We start from the raw sequence: 20,336 nt of genomic DNA on the forward strand, positions 1-20,336 counted from the left end.
GGCCGATGGCCGACGAGAACACTGGAGGCTCTCGTGTTGAGAACCACACTCATCCGTACTGCGATCGCCGGGGTCGCGCTGCTCGGCCTGGCCGGTTGTGGAGGTGGGGACCAGCTCGGTGGCGACACGGCGGGTTCCTCCCCCGCTCCGGACAAGGTCACGAGTATCACCGTCGGCTCGGCCGACTTCTCCGAGAGCCAGCTGCTGGCCGAGATCTACGGCCAGGCGATGGCGAGCAAGGGCATCGAGGTCAAGAAGAAGCCGAACATCGGCAACCGTGAGACCTACATGGCCGCGATCAAGGACGGCTCGGTCGACCTGGTGCCGGAGTACACCGGTGCCGCGCTGGCCTACTTCGACAAGAACTCCACCGAGACCGACCCGGACAAGGCGTACGACGCGCTGAAGGCCGCGGTCACCCCCGGGCTCGAGGTGCTGGACAAGTCGCCGGCCGCCGACCAGGACACCATCGTGGTGACCAAGGCGACCGCGGACAAGTACAACCTGAAGGCGCTCGGCGACCTGAAGGCGGTCGGCAAGGACCTGGTCGCGGGCGGTAGCTCGGAGTTCAAGGTGCGGTCGGCCGGTCTGAAGGGCCTGAAGGAGAAGTACGGCGTCGAGTTCAAGGAGTACAAGACGCTGGACGCGGGTGGCCCGCTGAGCATCAAGGCGCTGACCGACAACCAGATCCAGCTGACGAACCTGTTCACCACGCAGTCGGTGATCAAGGAGCAGGGGCTGGTCCAGCTCGAGGACCCGGAGCACATCCTGCCGCCGAACAACATCGTTCCGCTGATCCGGACCGACCACAAGTCGGCCGACATCGCGGCGGTGCTGAACGCGGTCGACGCCAAGCTGACCACCGACGCCCTGACCGACCTGGTCAAGCGCATCGACGCCGGCAAGGAGAGCGCCGACGCGGTGGCCAAGGACTGGCTGTCGAAGAACCCGCTGTCTTGAGCTTCGAAGACCTCTGGAGGGACCAGTCCGCCATCGGGCGTGACGCCGAGACCGGCGGCTACACCCGAGGCGGCTGGACCCCCTCCGAACGCGAAGCAACGGACTGGTTCCTGGACCAGTGCGCCTCCCGGGACCTGGCCGTCGAGTCGGACGGCCTCGGCAACCTGATCGCCTGGTGGGGTGCTCCGGACCGGCCGGGGGTCGTCACCGGGAGCCACCTCGACTCGGTGATCGACGGGGGTGCCTTCGACGGGCCGCTCGGGGTGGTCTCCGCCTTGGCTGCCGTCGACCTGTTGCGGGCCGAGGGATTCGCGCCTTCGGTGCCCATCGGCGTCGGGGTGTTCGTCGAGGAGGAGGGATCCCGGTTCGGGATGCCCTGTCTTGGATCACGAGTTGCCGCCGGCGTGCTTCCCGCTGAGAAGGCGCTGGCATTGACGGACCGGCAAGGGGTCTCGTTGGCCCGTGCGCTGGAGGCTGCGGGCACTGACCCCGCCGGGGTTGGGCCTTCGCCGTTGCTCGAGCGGATGGGGACGTTCGTCGAGCTGCACGTCGAGCAGGGGCGCGGGTTGACCGCGCCGGTCGGTGTCGCGAGTTCTATCTGGCCGCATGGGCGGTACCGCTTCACCTTCGAGGGTGAGGCGAACCATGCCGGCACCACGTTGATGGAGGACCGGCACGACCCGATGCTCACGTACGCGATGACTGCGCTCGCCGCGAACAAGCAGGCCCGGCTCGCCGGTGCACGCGCCACGTTCGGTCGGCTGTCCATCGAGCCGAACGGCACAAACGCCGTACCGTCGCGGGTGATCGCTTGGCTGGATGCTCGGGCGGCTGACACTGCCACGCTGGAGTCGTTGCTGGCGGCAATCACTCGGCAAGCGGTTGAGCGCGCGGAACGCGACGGTACGACGGTGGCCGTCGTACCGGAGTCGGTGTCGCCGATCGTCGATTTCCCAGCAGGGCTTCGCGATCGTCTCGTCGGTGTGTTGGACGGCGCGCCGGTGCTTCCGACCGGCGCGGGGCATGACGCCGGGGTGTTCTCGGCGGCCGGGATTCCGACCGCCATGCTCTTCGTCCGCAACCCGACCGGCATCTCGCATTCGCCGGCCGAGTTTGCCGAAGAGGACGACTGTCTGGCCGGTGTTGAGGCGCTGGCCGCCGTACTGAAGGATCTCGCGCAGTGACGTCGTACTGGTGCTCTACCGCCCTCCTGCCTACCGGCGTCGCCTCGGGTGTCCTGGTGACCGTTGCCGACGGCCGCATCACTGCGGTCGCGGCCGACGCGGACCCCGGCGACGCCGTCCGGCTGAGCGGGCTCGTCATCCCGGGGCTGGCGAACTGCCACAGCCATGCGTTTCACCGCGCGCTGCGTGGGCGGACGCAGACCGAGCGGGGGACCTTCTGGACCTGGCGTGAGCAGATGTACGCCGTTGCCTCGGCCCTGACCCCGGATTCGTACTACGCCTTGGCACGAGCCGTGTACGGCGAGATGCTGCTGAGCGGGATCACCGCGGTCGGCGAGTTCCACTACCTGCACCACGCGCCGGGCGGCCGCCGGTACGACGACCCGAACGCGATGGGCGCGGCGCTGATCGCGGCCGCGCGGGATGTCGGGCTGCGGATCACGCTCCTCGACACCTGCTACCTCGCCGGCGGAATCGACCAGCCGCTCAACGAGGTCCAGCAGCGCTTCAGCGATGGCGACGCAGCGTCCTGGGGCGCTCGGGTTTCGGCGTTGAAGGGCGCGGACGACGTGGTGATCGGGGCGGCGGCGCATTCGGTGCGCGGGGTGCCGCAGGATCAGCTCGGGGCGGTCGCCTCCGCGTTTCCCGACGTACCGCTGCACATCCATCTGTCCGAGCAGGTCGCGGAGAATGCAGCCTGTGTGGAGGCCTACGGGCGGACGCCGTCGCAGGTCCTCGACGAGGTCGGCTTCCTGAGCGGGCGGACGAGTGCGGTTCACGCGACGCACCTGACGCCGGTCGATGTCGGGCTGCTCGGGAGTTCCGCGACGTACTCGTGCTTCTGCCCGACGACCGAGCGCGACCTGGCCGACGGGATCGGTCCGTCGGTGGCGCTGCGCGATGCCGGTTCGCGGCTGACTCTCGGCTCCGACAGTCACGCGGTGATCGACCTGTTCGAAGAGATGCGCGCGGTCGAGCTGGACGAGCGGCTCGCCTCGCAAGAGCGCGGTCATTGGTCGGCGCCTGAGCTGTTCACCGCCGCGACCGTCGACGGCCACCGCTCGATCGGCTTCGCTGATGCCGGGGTGATCGAGGTGGGTGCCCGCGCGGACCTGGTCGCCGTTCGGCTGGACAGCATCCGTACGGCGGGAACCGGCGGAACCGTGGAGACCGCAGTCTTCGCGGCCTCGGCGGCTGACGTGGTGGATGTCGTGGTCGACGGCCGTCATCTGGTTGCTGACGGCAAGCATGTGAGGATCGACGTGCCGGGTGAGCTGGCGGCGTCGATCACCGCGGTAACGCAGTGACGATCGGGTGGGGCTCGTGACACCGACGACGGTTCGGAACGGCGATCTGATGACGTGGCGAGGGGATGGTGACCGATGACATCGCTCGTGGTGACCGGGATCGGTTCGCTGGTGACCAACGACCCCGCGCGGGGTGGGCTGCTCGGCGAGATTCGTGATGCTGCGCTGGTGGTTGAGGGCAGCAAGGTCGCGTGGGTCGGTTCGCGTTCCGACGCGCCGGCTGCTGACAACGCGATCGACGTGGCGGGGCGCGGGGTGATTCCGGGGTTCGTGGACTCGCACTCGCACCTGGTGTTCGCGGGTGATCGGGCTGAGGAGTTCGCGGCCCGGATGACCGGTACGCCGTACTCGGCCGGCGGGATCCGGACGACGGTCGCGGCCACTCGGCAGGCGACGGACGAGCAGTTGACCGCCAACGTCGCTCGGCTCGTCACGGAGATGCGGCGGCAGGGGACGACGACCGTCGAGATCAAGTCCGGGTACGGACTGACCGTCGCGGATGAAGCACGTGCGCTGGAGATCGCGCGCCAGTTCACCGACGAAACGACGTACCTGGGAGCGCACGTCGTACCGGCGGACTATGCCGACGACCCGGCGGGTTATGTCGACCTCGTCACCGGTCCGATGCTCGACGCGGTCGCCGGCCACGCGAAGTGGATCGACGTGTTCGTCGAGCGCGGTGCCTTCGACGAGGACCAGGCCCGCGCGATCCTGACAGCCGGCATCGCCCGCGGTCTGCAGCCTCGCGTCCACGCCAACCAGCTCGGGGAAGGCCCCGGCGTCCAGCTCGCCTGCGAACTAGGTGCCGCGGCGGCCGACCACTGCACTTACCTCAGCGACGCCGACATCGACGCCCTCGCCCAAACCGGCGTCGTCGCCGGCCTGCTCCCCGCGATCGAGTTCTCCACCCGCTCGCCGTACCCGAACGCCCGTCGCCTCATCGACGCCGGCGTCACCGTAGCCCTGGCGACCGACTGCAACCCCGGCTCGGGCTACTCCTCGTCCGTCCCGTTCTGCATCGCCATCGCCGTCCGCGACATGCATATGACGCCCGCCGAAGCCCTTTGGTCCGCCACCGCGGGCGGCGCCAAAGCCCTCCGCCGCCATGACGTCGGCCGGCTCACCCCGGGCGCGCAGGCCAACTTCGCCGTACTGGATGCCCCCAGCTACCTTCACCTCGCCTACCGCCCCGGCGTCCCCCTCGTGACCCAGACGTACCTGGGTGGGCGGCCGGTGTAAGCCCGATCGGGCAGGGCGCGGCGCCTCTTCGGCCGCGTTCCTTGCTCTTGCCGGTGCGGGGAGCGGGCCGAAGGCTTGAGTCGTGGTCTGCCGCGGGTTGCAGACCCCGACGGCGGAGGGAAGCCAGATGGCGCGGCAGCACGAGTACGACGAGGAAAGCCTCAAGCACGGGGCGGCTCCTTCCGCTCGTGAGGCGGGGGCTGCTGAGCAGGCTCAGGTTGCTCCGGAGACGCTTCCGGGCGCAGCTGCCGCCGGCCTGCAGGATCGCGTGCGGCTGCTGGCGGCCGCGCAGCAGGGCGCGGGGAACGGCGCCGTCATGGGTGCGATGGCGCAAGAGCCGCGCATGGGTGCCGAGGGCGGTGAGCTGAGCCCGGCGCTGTCGTCGAAGCTGCAGTCCGGGCGATCGGGTGGCGCTCCGATCGAACCATCGGTCCGGGCGGAGTTCGAGTCCGGGATGGAGACCGACCTGGCGGGAGTGCGGGTTCATACGGACAGTACGGCGGACTCGCTCAGCCGGCAGTTGAGTGCGAAGGCGTTCACCTCCGGCAGCGACATCTTCTTCCGGAGCGGCGCTTACGACCCGGAGTCCGGAGCCGGTCGGGATCTCCTCGGTCACGAGGTCGCGCACGTCGTACAGCAGGGTGGTCGCGCAGCGTCCGGGCCGCTGACCGTCGCGCCCGCGCACAGCGAGCACGAGGCCCACGCCGACACGGCCTCAGGCCACCTCGGGCACGGCCGCCAGGCTGCCGCCGGGCCCGCGCTGTCCGGAACCCTGATCGCCCGCAAGACCGACGCTGAGGAACTGGATGCCGCGGCGGACCAGGCGGCGAAGGAGGACACCCTGTCCACGGCCGCTGGCAGCGTCACCAACGTGCCGGACGTCGCCGCCGCTCGGGCCGCCCGGGCGAAGGTCGCCGACGGTGCGGTGTCCCTCGAGCTCGGCCGGGCCGGCAGGATGGCCGGCGCCGAGGTGAGTCCGGCGCACGAGGCGGCCAACGCCCAGATCACCCAGCTGCTCGACTTCTACATCGGCTTCAGCGGTGAGGAGACCCGGACCGGGGTGGACTTCATCGACCGGTACAAGCAGGCCCATGGGGCGTTCGCCCAGCTGGAAGCGATGGCGGTCCAGTACGAGCAGATGACCGGCCAGAGCGCGACGAAGTCGACCGACCTGCTGTCGGCCGAGACAGGAGCCACCAGCGGCGACGACGCCAAGGCGAAATTCGGCGGCCTCGCGGGCGGGGAAGGTCCGGCGATGGCTGCCGTGGTCGCTGCGCGGACCGGCCTCACGCAGACCGAGAGCGCGATGCAGCCGCTGAAGAGCGACATCGACAAGTCCGCGACCGCCGCCCGGACCGGATTCCGCGACGTGGTCACCGCGACCGAGGACATGAAGCGGGTCGCCGAGGAGAACAAGGTCAAGGACAAGACCGAGGAGGTGACGAAGGTCAAGGCCGACATCGCGGAGCTGCAGTCGTGGATCTCGGGCGGGATCGATGTGGGACTGGCCCTCGGTACTGCCGGAGTGACCGGCGGCGCCGCGGCGTTCGGCGCCGTACCGGCATCGCAGGGGACCGGAGCGGCTGTGTCGAGCGCGGTCTCGGCCGGCAGCGACGCCGCGGTGCTCAAGGGCAAGGACCTGGCACTCGACAAGGCCAAGGCGATGGGCAAAGACGCCGCCACCGGGTTCAGCCAGTTCGTCGCCACCAAGACCTACGAACAGGAGCTCAACCGCGCCCAGGCCGGACTGGCCATCGCGACCAAGCTCGCCTCCGGCTACGCAGCAGAGATCGGCGGCAACAGGATCCGCACCGCCATCGACGTCTGGCAGCAGAACCTGCGGACCCTGCGCGACAAGTCGGCCGAGTTCGACCGGCTGCAGCAGGTGCAGGAGACGCAGATCCGGCAGGTCGGCGAGGCCATGGATGCGGCGGGGATGGGCAAGCAGGAGGGCGCGAGGTTCAGCGTCGTCGCCGAGTTCCGCAGCAAGGCCACCGCCTTCGTCAACGAGGCCGACGTCAGCCTGACCCTCGGCCGTCAGCACCGGGAGGCTGTCGACGAGGCAGGCAAGCGACGCGGTGCGGCCGCGTATACCGACGACGACACGTCCAGGGTCTGGTATGACGCCTACAAGGGGTACGACGGCCGCTACCGGCTCCGGATGAACTATCTGAATCTCGGTGTCCGGATCGCGGCCGGCGAAGGTGGCTCGATCGAGACGGTCGACTTCATGCTGAAGGAACTGCAGGCGTACCGGGACAACGCCGAGCGGTACCGCTCGGACATGGCCAAAGCGATGGGCGGAACGGCCTGACGCGGCTGCGGACCGCCATCACCCATTAACCCCGCGCCAAGAGGCCAGCTCACGCTCAGCGCGGCGGTCACGCCGCTCGCAGAACCGAGTTGGTGGGTGATGGGAGTCCGACTGCCCGCCGCACCGCGTCGACCACCCACTCCCCGTCGTACATGATGTCCTCCCAGCTGAAGCGGAGGATTCGCCAGCCGAGGAGCGTCAGGTTCACCTGCCGGCGGCAATCCTTCACCAACGCCGGCCGGGTGCCGTGATGCTCGAAGCTGTCGGCCTCCAAGCCGAGTCGCAGGCCGAGGTGGCCGAGGTCGAGCCGGGCTGAGAAGCCGTCGCTGCGAACCGCTACCTGTGGGACGAAGCCGTCGATCCCTGCCTCGATGAGCAGGGCGCGAAAGGCTGACTCGAGGACCGATTCGGCGCGGCCGTCGGCGAGTGCGACGGTTCGCTGGATCCGTCGCCGATGGGGACCGCGCAGCCGCTCCGCTGCAGCGAGGAGTTCGTCTCGGTCCACGCCTCTCCGAAGCGCCGAGTCCGCAATCGCGAGCCCTTCACGCATGGGCAGGATGCGGAGGCAGTCCAGGACCGTTCGGGTCGGGGTGGTCACGTCGTCGAGCGCCGGTACGTCGCCCCAGTGCAAGGTGCAGGGGAGGCCGGCCCGTCGCCTCGCCCGGTCCGGAGGGATCGTGACGTGAGGCCGGAGCGGAGGATCGATGACGCCGAAGCCCCAGTGCTGCGCTGCACTCAGGTGGGATACGACTCCGCCCTGACTGCGCGCCGCGACCAGAGCCGCCGGCGCCTGCGGCAACGCATAAACACCCTTTGCCACCCTGCGAATCTGCCCGCCGACCAGTGCTGTCCGGATCGCGCGGGCCGATACCAATGCGCGTAGTTGCGCGAACGTGGCGGTTCCGCCGCGTCTGCCGACGATCTCGACCACTTCAGGCATCTCTCCATGATGACGATCAGCGGCAGCCGGCGTCGGCGGTTATCCACAGGCGGACCGCCACCACCGTCCAACCCCGTCAGAGGCGCGCAGGACAGATCGGCTGAGCGTGCAGGCAGTCCTGGGCGGCCCGGTTGGTGGGTGATGGGGGTCCGGCCCCCACAGCTCACAGGTCCTTGCTGAGGAGGGACATGGTGGCGCCGTCGGCGCGGCGTTGTTTGCCGACCTCTACGTAGCCTCGGGCGGTGTGGAAGGTGAGGCCGGCGGGGTCGTCGGAGCGGACCCGGGTGACGACGCGGGCGAAGGGGTGGGCGGAGCGTTCGATGGCGCGGTAGACGGTGGAGGCGACGCCCTCGCGGCGGCGGTCGGCGTCGACGACGATGCGGTCGACGAAGAGGAAGCGGTCGCCGTAGGTGGCGGCGAACCAGCCGTACTCCAGTCCGTCGTACGCCGAGCCCGGGGTGAAGGTGAGGACGAAGCCGATCGGGCGGCCGTCGTCCTCGACGACCACGGCGTGCGCGGCGATCAGCCGGAGCCAGTCGAGGCGGTCCAGGCCGAGGGGGTCGACCAGGCCGGCCGCGGTGGTGTTGAGGGCGAGCACCGAGGCGTAATCGGCTGGGACGAGCGGGCGGAGTTTCACCTGGTCAGAGTCCCACGGAAGGCCCATTCCCGGGGAGGGGTATCCCTGGGTGAACCCGGGCTCCGACCCCGAAATCGGTGGCCGCCCTTGGGAATGACCCGGGGCTCGTGCAATGTTGAGCCTAGTGAACTCAAGTTTGCTCAGTCACGGATTTGAACCCCGGGCGACGAGAAGGCAACATTGAGTCTGTATCACTCAACTCGTGGAGGTAAAGCATGGCCCGCGCGGTCGGTATCGATCTCGGTACGACGAACTCCGTCATCGCCGTACTGGAAGGTGGCGAGCCCACCGTCATCCCCAACGCCGAGGGAGCGCGCACGACGCCCTCGGTGGTGGCATTCGCCAAGAACGGCGAGGTCCTGGTCGGCGAGGTCGCCAAGCGCCAGGCCACGACGAACGTCGACCGGACGATTCGCTCGGTCAAGCGGCACATGGGCGAGGACTGGTCCGTCGACATCGACGGCAAGAAGTTCAACCCGCAGCAGATCAGCGCCTTCGTGCTGCAGAAGCTGAAGCGGGACGCCGAGGCGTACCTCGGGGAGCAGGTCACGGACGCGGTCATCACCGTGCCGGCCTACTTCTCCGACGCGCAGCGCCAGGCGACCAAGGAGGCCGGCGAGATCGCGGGCCTGAAGGTGCACCGGATCGTCAACGAGCCGACCGCGGCCGCGCTGGCCTACGGCCTGGACAAGGGCACCGAGCAGACCATCCTGGTCTTCGACCTCGGTGGTGGCACGTTCGACGTGTCGCTGCTGGAGATCGGCGACGGTGTCTTCGAGGTGAAGGCGACCAGCGGTGACAACCACCTCGGTGGTGACGACTGGGACGCGCGCATCGTGCAGTGGCTGGTGACCCAGTTCAAGAACAAGAACGGCACCGACCTGTCCGGCGACAAGATGGCCATGCAGCGGCTCAACGAGGCCGCCGAGAAGGCCAAGATCGAGCTGTCCAGCGCCGCCGAGACCAGCATCCACCTGCCGTACCTGAGCCTGACCGACTCCGGCCCGCTGCACCTGGAGGAGAAGCTCTCCCGGGCCGAGTTCCAGAAGCTCACCGCCGACCTGCTCGAGCGCGCCCGCGCGCCGTTCAAGGCCGTCATCAAGGACGCCGGCGTCGACGTGTCGAAGGTCGACCACGTCATCCTCGTCGGTGGCTCCACCCGGATGCCCGCCGTGGCCGAGCTGGTCAAGGAGCTGACCGGTGGCAAGGACCCGAACAAGGGTGTGAACCCGGACGAGGTCGTCGCCGTCGGCGCCTCCCTGCAGGCCGGTGTGCTGAAGGGTGAGGTCAAGGACGTCCTGCTGCTCGACGTGACCCCGCTGAGCCTGGGCATCGAGACCAAGGGTGGCGTGTTCACCAAGATCATCGAGCGCAACACCACGATCCCGACCAAGGGTTCGGAGATCTTCACCACCGCCGAGGACAACCAGCCGTCGGTGATGATCCAGGTCTACCAGGGTGAGCGCGAGATGGCCCGCGACAACAAGTCGCTCGGCAACTTCGAGCTGACCGGCCTGCCGCCGGCGCCGCGCAACGTGCCGCAGATCGAGGTCACCTTCGACATCGACGCGAACGGCATCGTGCACGTCAACGCCAAGGACCTGGCCACCGGCAAGGAGCAGCGGATGACGGTGACCGGTGGCTCCGCGCTGCCGAAGACCGACATCGACCAGATGGTCCGCGACGCCGAGCAGTACGCCGAGGAGGACCGGCTGCGCCGCGAGGCCGTCGAGTCCCGCAACCAGTCCGAGGGCCTGGTCTACCAGACCGAGAAGTTCCTGTCCGAGAACGAGGACAAGATTCCGGACGACGTCAAGACCGAGGTCAAGGACGGCGTCGCGGAGCTGAAGAAGGCGCTCGAGGGCACCGACGACGCGGCGATCAAGGCCGCCTCGGAGAAGCTGTCGCAGTCCAGCCAGAAGATGGGTGCCGCGATGTACGCGAACGCCCAGGCCGCCGGCGGCTCCGAGGAGAGCGCCCAGGCCGACGGCGAGACCAAGGCCGAGGACGACGACGTCGTCGACGCCGAGATCGTGGACGAGGACCGGCCGCAGGACAAGAAGGCGGACGACAAGTGACGGATGGATCCACTGGTAGCGAGTTCGGCGACGGTGACCCCGTCGTCCGCGACAAGCGCCGGATCGACCCGGAGACCGGAGAGGCGCGGGAGCCTGCTGAGTCATCAGCTGGGGCTCCCGCCGGAGCGGGAGTTCCGGACGACATCTCGTCGCTGACGGGTCCGTCGGCCCAGGAGGCTCTCCTCACGGAGGCCCTCTCGGAGCGGACGGCGGACCTGCAGCGGCTGCAGGCGGAGTACGTGAACTACAAGCGCCGGGTGGACCGGGACCGGGAGGCGAGCCGTGAGCTCGTCATCGGCTCGGTGCTCAGCGAGCTCCTCGGGATCCTGGACGACGTCGGCCGGGCCCGCGAGGCGGGTGAGCTGGAGGGCGCGTTCAAGGCGGTCGCGGAATCGCTGGAGCGGGTCACCGAGAAGCTCGGTCTGCAGAAGTTCGGCGAGCCCGGGGACGCCTTCGATCCGCGCATCCACGAGGCCTTGCTGCACAACTACTCCGACGAGGTCGACGGTCCGACCGCGACCATGGTGATGCAGCCGGGCTACCGGCACGGCGAGCGGATCCTGCGGGCGGCCCGGGTGGCCGTCTCGGAGCCGACAGAGAAACTGCCGGAGGCTCCGGCGGAGAGCACATCGAATGAAGACGCGGACAAGTCCGCGGAGTAACGCAGGCCGCGCTCGGCAATCCCACGCCTACTGCGCGGCACCCGGCACGGCATCTCGCCGCACTGGAGCAAAGGCCACGATGAACCACATCGAGACCTCCACTCCAGCGCACCGAGCTACCGCACCGAGCACCTGCTCGCTACGGCGTGGGATCACCGAGCACGACCTAGGGAGGGGAGACGCCGGATGAGCACGAAGGACTGGATCGAGAAGGACTTCTACAAGGTCCTCGGCGTCTCCAAGACCGCCGAACAGGACGAGATCAAGAAGTCCTACCGCAAGCTGGCGCGGAAGTACCACCCGGACTCCAACCAGGGTGACGCCTCCGCGGAGGCGAAGTTCAAGGAGGTCTCCGAGGCGTACGACGTCGTCGGGGACACCAAGAAGCGCAAGGAGTACGACGAGGCGCGGCGGCTGTTCGGCAGCGGCGGCTTCCGGATGCCCGGCGGTGGTCAGCAGGGCGGCGGAGGGTTCAACTTCGACGTCGGTGACCTGTTCAACCGTGGTGGCAGCGGCGGCGCGGCCAGTGCCGGCGGTGGTCTGGGCGACATCCTGGGCGGCATGTTCGGCGGCGGTGGTCGGACCACGACCAGCGCGACGACGGCGCGGCCGCGGCGGGGCCAGGACATCGAGACCGAGGCGACGATCGAGTTCGCCGAGGCCGTGAACGGTGTCACGGTCGGGCTGCGGATGACCAGTGACGAGCCCTGCAAGACGTGTCGCGGTACCGGAGCGAAGTACGGGACGGTGCCGAAGGTCTGCCTGAAGTGCGAAGGCACGGGCATGCAGACCTCGGTCCAGGGCGGCGTGTTCGCCATGACCGAGCCGTGCACCGAGTGCAAGGGTCGCGGTCTGGTCGTCGACCAGCCGTGCGAGACCTGCCACGGCTCCGGCCGCGGCCAGTCGAGCAAGACCATGCAGGTCCGGATCCCGGCCGGGGTCCAGGACAACCAGCGGATCCGGCTCAAGGGCAAGGGCGCGGCCGGCGAGCGGGGTGGCCCTGCGGGCGACCTCTACGTCACCGTGCACGTCACGCCGCACCGGATCTTCGGCCGGCAGGGCGAGCATCTGACGCTGAGCGTCCCGGTGAGCTTCACCGAGGCGGCCCTCGGCGCCGAGATCAAGGTGCCGACGCTCGACGGTCTGCCGGTCACGGTCCGGATCCCCGCCGGGACGGCGAACGGCAGCAAGCTCCGGGTCCGGGGCAAGGGCTCGGTCCGCCGGGACGGCAGCAAGGGCGACCTGCTGCTGACTCTGGAGGTCCAGGTCCCGCACGAGCTGACCGACGAGCAGCGCACCAAGCTGCAGGAGTTCAACTCGGCATCGGACCACCCTGACCTGCGGGCCAGGCTGTTCGGGACCACCTGAGATGGCCGCCGGAGCGAAGAACCGCCCGTTCGGTCAGGTGCCGACCTGGGACGACCGCACCCCGATCTACGTGATCTCGGTGGCGGCCCAACTGGCCGGCATGCATCCGCAGACCCTGCGGCAGTACGACCGGCTCGGCCTTGTGGTGCCGAGCCGGGCGTCCGGCCGCGGGCGACGCTACTCCGCGTACGACGTGGCGCGGCTGCGGTATGTGCAGCACCTGTCCCAGGAAGAGGGCGTGAACCTGGCGGGAATTCGGCACATCCTCGCGCTACAGTCGGAGGTGGAGGATCTGCGTTCCCGGGTGAACCAGCTCCTGGCAGAGGTCCAGCGCGGTGTCGGCGTCTCGCGACGCAGCACCGCCAGCCGGGTCTTCTCGGCCGGTCCCGCCGGCGACGTGATCGCCATGGGCCGCCAGCAGACCACGACGCGCTGGATCCGGACCCAGCCGCTGGAGCTCGGGCCGCGCTAACTGAACCACCGGAGGTTCTCGAATCCCACCCCTCGGGGCCTCCGGATCCGGTGGAGGGCGTCGAATCCCCCCTCGACACCTCCACAGCCGGAGTCGCACCCTCCCCGGGTGTTCTTCGGCCCCCGCGGGGTGGTCCGTGATTGGGCCACCCTGCGGTCTCTTCATCTACTGTCCACCTAGGTACCGGCGGACCGACGTACGCTGGCCAGGTGACGCTGAGCCTGCAGACAGACCGGCTGCTGATCCGGGACTGGGAAGAAGACGACGCCGAGGCTGCGCTGGAGATCTACGGATCCGCCGACGTGGCGCAGTGGCTGTCGCCCGCGATCGACCGGGTGACCGACGTGGCCACCATGGCGATGATCCTGACCGCCTGGATCGAGGCCCAGCCGAACTTCGTCGTACCGGCCGGCCGGTGGGCGGTGGTGCGCCAGGAGGACAACGTGGTGATCGGCGGACTGCTGATCCGCCTGCTCCCGCCGTACGAGGAGGATCTCGAGATCGGCTGGCAGTTGCGCCCGTCGGCGTGGGGCAACGGGTACGCCACCGAGGCGAGCAAAGCGTTGATGGGCTGGGCGTTCGAGACCCATGACGTCGACGAGCTGTTCGCCGTCGCCCGGCCGAACAACAAGCGCGCGATCGGCGCCGCTCGCCGGCTCGGCATGGAGTGGGTCGGCGAGACGGACAAGTACTACGACCTCAACCTGCAGGTGTATCGGCTGCGCGCGGCCGACTTCAAACCTTGAGGCTCCGGCGGCGGAGGCTGTAGGCGGCGGCCAGCAGCATGACCACTCCGCAGATCATGTAGGAGTTGCCGAGGTAGAGCTGGAAGCCGTGATGGTGCAGCTCGCGGTCACGCATGTGGGGCGCCAGCCAGGGCAGGCCGATCCCGAAGGTGAGCGTCACGAACGCTGCCAGACCAGCCCGTACGGCGAACTGGCGGGAGCGACCTGTCGTCCGGTACGACGCCGCTACGCGGTTCCAGAGCAGCGCGGTCGCGGGGAACGCCCAGACCCAGTGAGCGGTCCAGGAGATCGGTGAGACGAGTACGCCGATCGTGGCCGCCAGCAGGATGGACTCCAGCAGGAGCCCGCGGTCGTAGGCCCGCCGTACCGTCACGAAGCCGACGATCAAGGTGATCAGGACCGCGGCGATCCAGACCGGCCCGATGCCCTGCGGACCGCCGGATAGCCGGTCGATCACGCCGCGCAGCGCCTGGTTGGTGACGAGGGTGCTCGAGCCCGGACGGGTCGGGTCGAAGATGTACGAACTCCAGAACTTCCAGGCCGACTCCGGCATCACCACGAAGCCGAGCACCATCGTTCCGGCGGTCGCCGCCGACGCGGTCAGCGCCTCGCGGTACCGGCGCGTCACCAGCAGATAGATGATGAAGATGCCGGGCGTCAGCTTGATTCCGGTCGCGACGCCGATCAGGACGCCGCGGAACCGCTGCGGCAGATGCCCGAGCAGATCGATCATCAGGATCGCCATCAGCATCAGGTTGATCTGGCCGTAGTGGAAGGTGATCCGCACCGGCTCCAGCGCGAGCCCGGCCGCGCCCAGGATGAACCCGGTCACCAGCACGTGCCGGGTGGACCAGCGCGGCCGCAGCGCGCGCACGGTGAGCGAGCCGATGAGCAGCAGCACCAAGGCGTTGACGACGGTCATCAGGATCCGGCCGCCGCCCGTGCTCAGCAGTCCCAGCGGAGCCATCAGGATCGCGGCGAACGGCGGGTAGGTGTACCCGAGCAGGCCGTAGATTCCCTCGTGGGCGGTGTAGATGTCCCGACCGTCGAGGACGGCCTGGGCCGCCGCGACGTACACGCGCAGGTCGTACTGCTCCTTGGCCGGCGGCCAGAACGCCAGGCAGACGCCCACGAACACCACAGCGGCCAGAGTGAGAGCCATCACCGGCCGCCGGACGACGACGGCCCGCAGGCGTTGCACGGTCGTGCTCCCCGCGGTGACGGGATCGCCCAGGACCGGCTCGGCGGTGATTCGAACGGGACTTGTCGTCATGCTCCGACTCTCGCTACTGGGTCGGGCAGCACATACCGCCCCGACGCAACAATGTACAGGGGTCGAGGCTCGTCATCTGTCGGCGCCTACTTGCCGCGGTAGCGGCTGACGGGCCAGCCGGAAGCCGTGGCCGATCAAAGCGAGCGCGCAGAGCAGGTAGGAGTCGGCGGCGATGGTCTGGCCCGCGCTGTAGTCGAACTCCCGGTCGCCGCCGAACGGCAACCAGCGCGGCAGCGCGAACAGGAACACCGCGATCCACACGGTGGACAACCCTGTGGACAACGAGAAGAGCCGGCCGCGGTGCTGCCAGGCGAGTGCCGCCGCGGGGATCGCCCAGACCCAATGGTTCATCCACGAGACCGGCGAGACGGCCAGGCCGGTGAACGCGGTCACGACGACGGCCTCGAAACCCAGACCACGCTCGTGCAGCCGACGTGCGACGTACAGGCCGGCGACGCCGACGATGATTGCCAGCAGCAACCAAAGCGGTGCGGATCCGCCGGTGAAACGGAGGAAGGCGCCGCGGATCGACTGATTGCTGATGTAGTGCGGCGGACCGACCCGGCCCGGATCGAAGATGTACTTCGTCCAGAAGTCGATGGTTGCCTTCGGCGCCACCAGGAGTGCGACTACCAGGGTGAGAGCCGTGGTCACGCTCGCGACCAGAGCCTCGCGGTATCGCTTGGTGATCAGCAGGAAGACGATGAAGATGCCCGGCGTCAGTTTGATGCCGGTGGCAACGCCGATCAGGATTCCGCGGTACCGCGGTGGGAGCACGCCGAGGAGATCGACCATGAGTAAGGCCAGGAGGACAAGGTTGATCTGGCCGAGCCGGAACGTCGACTGCACTGGCTCGATCAGCAAGGTGGCGAAGATGAACAGGACGCCGGCCGCCGGTTGCCAGCGAAGTTTCTTCGTGATCACCCAGCCGATCACCAGCAGGGCAAGGGCCGAGGCCACGGTGATCAGGGTCCGGGCGAACGGCAGGCCGATGGCGAACGGCGCGAAAACCATGGCGGCGAACGGCGGGTAGGTGAAGCCGAGCCCCATCTCCGGGTAGTACTTCACGTGTGCCTGATAGATGTCCTCGCCGTTGACGAGCCCACGGGCGCCCGCGTAGTACACGCCGAGGTCGTCCATCGTTGCCGACCACGGGTGCCAGAGCAGGAGGCACAGCACCGGCAGCATTGTTGCCGCCAGCACCACCAGGCGTTGCCGGTTCATGATTCCTTCGAGACCTTGGCCGCCGCGAGCAGCAGGACGGCCGCGCAGATCGCGTAGGAGTTGCCGAGATAGAGCTGGAATCCGTGGTGGTGCAGTTCGCGATCGTCCATGTACGGCGCCAGCCAGGGCAGCCCGATCCCGAAGGTGACGGTGGTGAGCGCCGCGAGGGCGATCCGGTACCGCGCGCGCATCCAGGTCTCACCGGCCGAGAACACTCGTGTCCACAGCAGTGCGCAGGCGGGGAGCGCCCAAACCCAGTGCGCGGTCCAGGAGATCGGGGAGACGAGCAGGCCGATGGCGGCCGTCAGGAGGACGGATTCCAGCAGCCGGCCGCGATCGTAGAAACGTCGTACCGTGACGAAGCCGAGGACCACTGTGGAGGCGACTGCGATGATCCAGACCGGACCCAGTCCCTGCGGACCACCGGAAAGCCGGTCGATGACGCCCCGCCAGGCCTGGTTCGAGACCAACGTGCTCGAGCCGGGGCGGGTGGGGTCAAGGATGTAGGTGGTCCAGAACTTCCACGCCGCGTCGGGCATCGCCAGGAAGCCGATCAGCATCGTGGCCGTGGTCGCCGCGGCGGCCGTTGCCGCCTCGCGGTAGCGACGCGTCACCAGCAGGTAGACGATGAAGATGCCGGGCGTCAGTTTGATGCCGGTGGCAACACCGATCAGCACCCCACGGAAGCGGCGCGGTAGGTAACCGAACAGATCGATCATCAGGATCGCCAGCAGCATCAGATTGATCTGGCCGTAGTGGAACGTCATCCGCACCGGCTCGAGCGCGAGCCCGGCTGCTCCGAGGGCGATGCCGACGGCAACCATCCGATGCGTCGACCAGTGCGGCTTGAGCGCGCGCACCGTGATCGAGCCGATGACCAGCAGGGCCACGGCTGACAGCACGCTCATCACCAACCGCCCGACCTCGGCGCTGACCGCCCCGAGCGGCGCGAAGAGCAGCGCGGCGAACGGCGGGTAGGTGAACCCGAGCAGGATCGGATCGCCTGCGTGCGCCGTGTAGACGTCCTGGCCGTTCAGGACGGCACGCGCGGCAACGACGTACACCTGGAGGTCGTACGGGTCCTTCGTCGGTGGCCAGAGCGCGACGCACAGCGCCACGAAGGCGGCCGCGGCTGCGCTCAGGAAGAGCACCGGACGGCGGCCGACAAGGTTGCCGACGGCCCCTTCAGTGGTGGGGCGAACCGGACTGATCGTCATGCTTTCGACGATCCCGGCCGGACCCCCACCCACACATCACCGCCAGGACTGGTCCCTGCTCACCGCGCAGTACCAGCCGTGACACCAAAGACTCACTCCTGAGAGTGACGGCCTCCGGGTCGCTCCGACGCCACAATGGAGCGGTGAAGCACCTCGGGATCGAGCAGCGCGCGCTGTGGCTGGATGCGGGCCTCGCGGCGATCGCGATGGTCAGCCTGGAGTGGTACGCGGCCGATCCGCAGACTCCCGGCTGGCCGTTCGCGTGGCTCTGGCTCCGCATGGTCCTGATGGTGTTGCCGGTACTGATCGCGATCCGCCGGGTCGAGCCGACGGTGGCCGTGCCGGGCCTGATCCTCGGTGCGTACCTGGCCGTGCTGGTCGGTCAACCGCCCTGGTTCCTGTACGGCGGTCTCGTCCTCGCACTGTGGTCCCTGGCGGGTCGCTGCCGGGTGCTGACCGTCGCCGCTGTGGTGATCCTGTCCGCCGCGGCACCTGTCCTGCTGGAGCTGAAGAGATTCTCGCTCGTGACCGCCCTCTATCCGGGCGCCTACGCGGACATCGGGAGAGCCGAGGCGCCGCTCGCCGTGAACTCCCCCGGGATGACGCACGATGCCTGGGAGACGATCTATTTCAATCGATGGCTGTGGTGGTTTTCGGTGGGGATCGTCGTCCTGGCCCTGGTGTTCGCGGTGGTACGACGCCGGAGCCGTGCCGAGGCGCCGTACGCCTGGCAGCGGTGGGCAGACCTCCGCACGTTCCTGAGCGGTCCGGAGACGACCGAGGTACGGGACTTCTTGCTGGCGGTTGCCGCCGCCGGCCTGATCCTGACCGAGCTAGGGCAGGAGATCTTCAAGGGCGCCTGGTGGAGTGCGCCGAGCTGGATGCCGTACGGCGTTGCTGCCGCCGCGCTCTCTCTCGCGGTGCGCAGGCGCTGGCCGGTGGTCCCGGTCGCGCTGCTGGCCGTGGCGAGCCTGATCGCCAACTGGCAGTCGTTCCAGCCGGTCTTCAGCCTCTACCTCGCGTTCGGTCTGGCGTTGTACTGGCTGGTCGTCTCGCCGAAGCGGTCCCGGAGCCTGCGCTGGACGTTGCCGGTGGCAATCGGTGTGCTCGTGGTGCTGCCGGTCATCACCCGAGTGATGCGGGTCAGGTACCTGCAGTTGATCTTCCCGGAGATCAAGCGCCGGGGCTGGGACGCCACCTGGGCCGGCGTGCTGCACAACTCGACGTACGACGGCATCGCGGCCAAGGTCTGGCCGATCGCTGCTTCGCTCGTTCTGCTCGTGCCGATCCTTGCGGCGCTGGGCGTGCGGCAGTATCGGCGGAACCGGGCGGCGGCAGCGCGTGAGACGGAGCTGGAGCAGGCGGCTGAGGAGCTCGAGGCCGAGCAGGTCGTGCTCACCGAGCGGTCGATCATCGCGCGCGATCTGCATGATGTGGTCGCACATGCCGTCAACCTGATGGTGATCCAGGCCGAGACCGGTCCGGACCTCGTTCGGCGCGGCGAAACCGACGTACTGGCTGGGTTTCAGCGGATCGGGGACACCGGGCGGCGGGCGTTGAGCGAGCTGGACCGGTTGCTGTCGACGTTGCGCGACGAGGCGGGGATCGCCGATCCGCAACTTGCTCCCCAGCCGGGACTCTCCGATCTGTCACAGTTGGTCGCGGACGTGTCCAAGGACCACCTGCCGATCGAGCTCGACCTGGAGGGTGATCTCGACGGACCGCCGGAGGGTCAGCAGCTGACGGCGTACCGGCTGGTGCAGGAGGCGCTCACCAACGTGATCAAGCACGCGAAGGCGACCGGGGTCCGGGTGGCGGTGCGGAGCGAGGAGACAGGCGTGCGGGTCGAGGTGACCGACGACGGAGTCGGGTTCGATGTCGCCGCAGCGCGTCGTGGGAACCGGCACGGTCTGGCCGGCATGCGTGAGCGGGTTCGGATCGAGGGCGGCACGTTGGACATCCGTAGTACGCCGGGCTCCGGGACGACTGTGGACGCGTGGATCCCGGTCGGGGGCCGCAGGTGAACGATCGGCCGATCAAGGTGATGGTGGTTGACGACCAGGATCTGGTGCGCGACGGGATCGCGATGATCCTGGACGGGCAGCCGGATATCGAGGTGGTCGCGCAGGCGGTCGATGGTGCGGACGCGGTTCGGCAGGCTGGGGCGATCCTGGACCTGGCCGTTGTCCTGATGGATGTGCGGATGCCGGTGATGGACGGGCTCGAGGCGACGCGGAGATTGGCCGGCGGCCCGCGGGTACTGATCCTGACCACCTTCGATCTCGATGAATACGTGTACGACGCTCTGCGTGCCGGGGCGAGTGGGTTCCTGCTGAAGCGGTCGTCGCGGGATGAGCTGATCAACGCGGTCCGGGTGATCGCGGCGGGGGATGCGCTGCTGGCTCCACCAGTGACTCGGCGGCTGATCGACCGGTTCGCCGATACCCAGTTGGATCCGGCGGTGGCGGAGCGGCTCGACGTACTGACTGCCCGGGAGCGCGAGGTCCTCGTACTGGTTGCCAAGGGCAACTCGAATGCCGAGGTCGCGGACGAACTACACCTGACCGAGCACACAGTGAAGACGCATGTCAGCCGGATGCTCACCAAGCTCGGGCTGCGGGATCGCGTCCAGGCAGTCATCCTGGCGTACGACGCTGGGCTGGTGACGGCCGGTCAGCGGTGATTAGTGGACAACGGTGAGAAGTGGACATCGTG

At 68.7% G+C, this 20,336-nt stretch carries 17 protein-coding genes; 12 read left to right on the forward strand and 5 right to left on the reverse strand.

The annotated features are described in order from the left end of the window. Window positions 1-33: 33 nt before the first annotated feature. The 5 genes from ACIA49_RS06710 (at window position 34) to ACIA49_RS06730 (ending at window position 7,004) form a co-directional block, all read left to right on the forward strand. Complete coding sequence (locus tag ACIA49_RS06710; RefSeq protein ID WP_396376140.1) at window positions 34-960, forward strand: ABC transporter substrate-binding protein; 927 nt, start codon at window positions 34-36, stop codon at window positions 958-960. Next, window positions 957-2,144: an allantoate amidohydrolase gene (locus tag ACIA49_RS06715; protein WP_396376141.1), complete on the forward strand. Its 1,188-nt coding sequence runs from the start codon at window positions 957-959 to the stop codon at window positions 2,142-2,144. Before ACIA49_RS06710 ends, ACIA49_RS06715 begins: the two co-directional genes overlap by 4 nt. Beyond that, window positions 2,141-3,451, forward strand: coding sequence for a formimidoylglutamate deiminase (locus ACIA49_RS06720; protein WP_396376142.1), 1,311 nt, complete (start codon window positions 2,141-2,143; stop codon window positions 3,449-3,451). The genes ACIA49_RS06715 and ACIA49_RS06720 overlap by 4 nt, the downstream gene beginning before the upstream one ends. A 75-nt stretch (window positions 3,452-3,526) precedes the next feature. Then, on the forward strand, window positions 3,527-4,690 hold the full coding sequence (gene hutI / locus ACIA49_RS06725) for an imidazolonepropionase (RefSeq protein WP_396376143.1): 1,164 nt from the start codon (window positions 3,527-3,529) through the stop codon (window positions 4,688-4,690). A 127-nt stretch (window positions 4,691-4,817) separates the two neighbouring features. After that, the gene (locus tag ACIA49_RS06730; RefSeq protein ID WP_396376144.1) at window positions 4,818-7,004 is read left to right on the forward strand and encodes a DUF4157 domain-containing protein; all 2,187 of its coding nucleotides are present in this window, start codon (window positions 4,818-4,820) and stop codon (window positions 7,002-7,004) included. 67 nt (window positions 7,005-7,071) lie between these two features. Here ACIA49_RS06730 and ACIA49_RS06735 read toward each other — a convergent pair whose 3' ends face one another. Beyond that, window positions 7,072-7,944: a DUF559 domain-containing protein gene (locus tag ACIA49_RS06735; RefSeq protein ID WP_396376145.1), complete on the reverse strand. Its 873-nt coding sequence runs from the start codon at window positions 7,942-7,944 to the stop codon at window positions 7,072-7,074. A gap of 163 nt (window positions 7,945-8,107) precedes the next feature. Continuing rightward, the gene (locus ACIA49_RS06740) at window positions 8,108-8,581 is read right to left on the reverse strand and encodes a GNAT family N-acetyltransferase (protein ID WP_396376146.1); all 474 of its coding nucleotides are present in this window, start codon (window positions 8,579-8,581) and stop codon (window positions 8,108-8,110) included. 215 nt (window positions 8,582-8,796) lie between these two features. On the opposite strand from ACIA49_RS06740, the gene dnaK reads away from it, so the two are divergent. From dnaK to ACIA49_RS06765, 5 genes are all read left to right on the forward strand, one after another. After that, window positions 8,797-10,659: a molecular chaperone DnaK gene (gene dnaK, locus ACIA49_RS06745; RefSeq protein WP_396376147.1), complete on the forward strand. Its 1,863-nt coding sequence runs from the start codon at window positions 8,797-8,799 to the stop codon at window positions 10,657-10,659. Next, window positions 10,656-11,321 carry a nucleotide exchange factor GrpE gene (gene grpE / locus ACIA49_RS06750; RefSeq protein ID WP_396376148.1) on the forward strand — a complete coding sequence of 222 codons (666 nt, stop codon included), beginning with the start codon at window positions 10,656-10,658 and terminating at the stop codon, window positions 11,319-11,321. The genes dnaK and grpE overlap by 4 nt, the downstream gene beginning before the upstream one ends. Window positions 11,322-11,507: 186 nt before the next feature. Continuing rightward, window positions 11,508-12,689, forward strand: coding sequence for a molecular chaperone DnaJ (gene dnaJ / locus ACIA49_RS06755; RefSeq protein WP_396376149.1), 1,182 nt, complete (start codon window positions 11,508-11,510; stop codon window positions 12,687-12,689). Window position 12,690: 1 nt separating this feature from the next. Continuing rightward, window positions 12,691-13,161, forward strand: coding sequence for a heat shock protein transcriptional repressor HspR (locus ACIA49_RS06760; RefSeq protein ID WP_396376150.1), 471 nt, complete (start codon window positions 12,691-12,693; stop codon window positions 13,159-13,161). A gap of 209 nt (window positions 13,162-13,370) precedes the next feature. Next, window positions 13,371-13,907: a GNAT family N-acetyltransferase gene (locus tag ACIA49_RS06765; protein WP_396376151.1), complete on the forward strand. Its 537-nt coding sequence runs from the start codon at window positions 13,371-13,373 to the stop codon at window positions 13,905-13,907. Here ACIA49_RS06765 and ACIA49_RS06770 read toward each other — a convergent pair. The 3 genes from ACIA49_RS06770 to ACIA49_RS06780 all read right to left on the reverse strand — a co-directional run bounded on the left by ACIA49_RS06770 (window position 13,897) and on the right by ACIA49_RS06780 (window position 17,621). Beyond that, entirely contained in the window at window positions 13,897-15,180 is a 1,284-nt protein-coding gene (locus ACIA49_RS06770; RefSeq protein ID WP_396376152.1) for a glycosyltransferase 87 family protein, read from the reverse strand. The two genes, ACIA49_RS06765 and ACIA49_RS06770, sit on opposite strands and share 11 nt — an antisense overlap. A gap of 72 nt (window positions 15,181-15,252) precedes the next feature. After that, window positions 15,253-16,404, reverse strand: coding sequence for a glycosyltransferase 87 family protein (locus tag ACIA49_RS06775; protein WP_396376153.1), 1,152 nt, complete (start codon window positions 16,402-16,404; stop codon window positions 15,253-15,255). Continuing rightward, on the reverse strand, window positions 16,401-17,621 hold the full coding sequence (locus ACIA49_RS06780; protein ID WP_396376154.1) for a glycosyltransferase 87 family protein: 1,221 nt from the start codon (window positions 17,619-17,621) through the stop codon (window positions 16,401-16,403). The genes ACIA49_RS06775 and ACIA49_RS06780 overlap by 4 nt, the downstream gene beginning before the upstream one ends. 143 nt (window positions 17,622-17,764) lie before the next feature. On the opposite strand from ACIA49_RS06780, the gene ACIA49_RS06785 reads away from it, so the two are divergent. Together ACIA49_RS06785 and ACIA49_RS06790 are read left to right on the forward strand one after the other, a co-directional pair. Beyond that, a complete protein-coding gene (locus ACIA49_RS06785; protein WP_396376155.1) occupies window positions 17,765-19,645 on the forward strand; it encodes a sensor histidine kinase in 1,881 nt (626 codons plus the stop codon). After that, entirely contained in the window at window positions 19,618-20,304 is a 687-nt protein-coding gene (locus ACIA49_RS06790; protein ID WP_396376156.1) for a response regulator, read from the forward strand. The genes ACIA49_RS06785 and ACIA49_RS06790 overlap by 28 nt, the downstream gene beginning before the upstream one ends. The last annotated feature ends 32 nt before the right edge of the window (window positions 20,305-20,336 follow it).

The sequence above is a fragment of the Kribbella sp. NPDC051587 genome, from assembly GCF_044453945.1.
Taxonomy (GTDB): domain Bacteria; phylum Actinomycetota; class Actinomycetes; order Propionibacteriales; family Kribbellaceae; genus Kribbella.

Bases quoted from the DNA above. Each gene is read 5' to 3' on its own strand.
- hutI (WP_396376143.1), top strand. From the start codon at position 3,527: ATGACATCGCTCGTGGTGACCGGGATCGGTTCGCTGGTGACCAACGAC.
- ACIA49_RS06775 (WP_396376153.1), bottom strand. From the start codon at position 16,404: ATGAACCGGCAACGCCTGGTGGTGCTGGCGGCAACAATGCTGCCGGTG.
- ACIA49_RS06735 (WP_396376145.1), bottom strand. From the start codon at position 7,944: ATGCCTGAAGTGGTCGAGATCGTCGGCAGACGCGGCGGAACCGCCACG.
- dnaJ (WP_396376149.1), top strand. From the start codon at position 11,508: ATGAGCACGAAGGACTGGATCGAGAAGGACTTCTACAAGGTCCTCGGC.
- ACIA49_RS06780 (WP_396376154.1), bottom strand. From the start codon at position 17,621: ATGACGATCAGTCCGGTTCGCCCCACCACTGAAGGGGCCGTCGGCAAC.
- ACIA49_RS06770 (WP_396376152.1), bottom strand. From the start codon at position 15,180: ATGACGACAAGTCCCGTTCGAATCACCGCCGAGCCGGTCCTGGGCGAT.
- ACIA49_RS06760 (WP_396376150.1), top strand. From the start codon at position 12,691: ATGGCCGCCGGAGCGAAGAACCGCCCGTTCGGTCAGGTGCCGACCTGG.
- dnaK (WP_396376147.1), top strand. From the start codon at position 8,797: ATGGCCCGCGCGGTCGGTATCGATCTCGGTACGACGAACTCCGTCATC.
- ACIA49_RS06730 (WP_396376144.1), top strand. From the start codon at position 4,818: ATGGCGCGGCAGCACGAGTACGACGAGGAAAGCCTCAAGCACGGGGCG.